The sequence below is a fragment of the Leuconostoc falkenbergense genome, assembly GCF_014634805.1.
GTDB lineage: Bacteria > Bacillota > Bacilli > Lactobacillales > Lactobacillaceae > Leuconostoc > Leuconostoc falkenbergense.
The window spans coordinates 1-1,736 of sequence record NZ_BMBS01000087.1; the positions used below are offsets into that span (position 1 = coordinate 1).

The following is a 1,736-nucleotide window of genomic DNA, read 5'->3' on the forward strand; positions in this document are numbered from 1 at the left end:
AAAAAAACTCCTATACTTGATTATCTCGGATTATGCCCTAGAAATAAAGCGGTCCGGATTTTCAGTATACGAGCAATGTAGAGCTTTATGGCTACAACAACTTTGAAGTTAGTACAACATTTAGCAAAGAACTAACCAAAAGATTCACTGGTGAATACTGTATGCGTCCGATTATAGAATCCTTTCCACAAAGATCAATGGATTTATTGTTAGAATGGAGCCTTGATGATAATAAACGAATACGTAGATGTGCTAGTGAATGTTTACGAATACGTTTACCTTGGGCAAAAAAAATGTATATAGCTTTGGAGTGGTTTGATACTTATAAACAAATATTGACTAATCTCAAAGATGACACAGATAAAACCATTCAAAAAAGTGTTGCAAGTAATTTAAACGATTTATACAAGGAATCCCCCGAACTATTTGAAGAGATAATTGATTCTTGGAAAGATGAAAATGTTACGAAAGCATGCACATGGATAATTAACCATGGTTCTAGAACTAAAAGAAAGGTTAATCTATTGTCATAATATTAAATAACTAATTTTTTATTCATACTGTAAAAGTAAAATTCTAATTAAAATTACCAGTAATACAAAAGCTAAAAATTTTTTCGCGTTTGTACTAAAATGCAAACACAAAATTGTAGTTCATATAAGCAAGTTTAAAATAAAAATAAACAGGCGCTAAAACGTAGAGAAACATTCTTTATTTTTCGTAACCACCCCCTTTACAGGTATGATGGTGACTCAATGTTTCGTTCAGAGCGCCTTTTGATTACTTAGTTCGGGAACCAAACGCAAAATATTGACATTTGGTATAATATTAGATGAAGAACAGTCATTTCAAGGGAGAATTGTATGAGAGGAAAACACGCACCCAGATCGACCCGTTGGCCGATCATCATATTAGTCATTATTGCAGTCATTCTAGCCACAATTATATATGGCGCTAGTTCACGCAATAGAACAACCAAAAATCAAACAACTGTTAGCAAAAAAACTAGCCATTCTTCGATTAGTTCATCATCTGTTAAATCATCCAGTACCAGCAGCTCAAGTCAATCTTCGAGCAGCAGTGATGTGAAATTAAAAAGCGCTTGGAATACTACTAAAAATAAGCAATTAAGTGCTTTCATGAGCCAATGGCAAACAGAAATGAACCAAACCTATTCAGGCACCTATGATGGCCAAAAGCCTGATTATTATGGCATTTCATTTCCAACTGCATTAGAAAACGGTAGACTCAGTGGTCACATCAAGTTTGACAATCAAAACACAACAGTTGAGTGGTCACCAAATGCTAATAGCAGCGCTAAAAATCAAGTGCTCGCTGTTGCGGTCGGCCAAACATCATCAAATGGCTACAACAGAATCCTTTACTTGTTTATAGCGCAAGAAAAGCAACCAAAAGTGTATGTTTCACAAACAACAAACGGTGAGGATCTATATTTTACAGAAACGCAAAATACAGCATTGAAAGATGGCTTCAGTCAAATATACAACGGCAATTGAGGTTAACAACACAAACGCGTCTTGGTCTGTCAGTATTGGTAGAGTTGGTGATTAAAGATAGCAATCAAATATCTTTACAAGATATAATTTAATAAAACATATTCACCTGTTAGTTAGAAGTTAATAATAAAAAAGTCAGCGACATTTGAAGTGAACCCAATAACTTGGACAAAATAAAAAAATGTCCAGAAAGTTATTGGGTTTTTCTATGTCTAAATA

At 34.0% G+C, this 1,736-nt stretch carries 2 protein-coding genes and 1 pseudogene; all 3 read left to right on the plus strand.

Annotated elements, in window-relative coordinates; translation table 11 throughout:
• Nucleotides 1-77: 77 nt before the first annotated feature.
• Nucleotides 78-533 (plus strand): annotated as a pseudogene (locus IEU71_RS10035) (DNA alkylation repair protein); the annotation flags it as partial.
• Nucleotides 534-546: 13 nt separating this feature from the next.
• Nucleotides 547-693 (plus strand): cysteine-rich KTR domain-containing protein, encoded by a 147-nt coding sequence (locus IEU71_RS10340; protein WP_143471407.1) that lies wholly within the window; start codon nt 547-549, stop codon nt 691-693.
• Between the two features lie 170 nt (nt 694-863).
• Nucleotides 864-1,517 (plus strand): DUF4767 domain-containing protein, encoded by a 654-nt coding sequence (locus IEU71_RS10045; protein WP_036066671.1) that lies wholly within the window; start codon nt 864-866, stop codon nt 1,515-1,517.
• Nucleotides 1,518-1,736 lie beyond the last annotated feature (219 nt).

Bases quoted from the DNA above. Each gene is read 5' to 3' on its own strand.
- IEU71_RS10045 (WP_036066671.1), top strand. From the start codon at position 864: ATGAGAGGAAAACACGCACCCAGATCGACCCGTTGGCCGATCATCATA.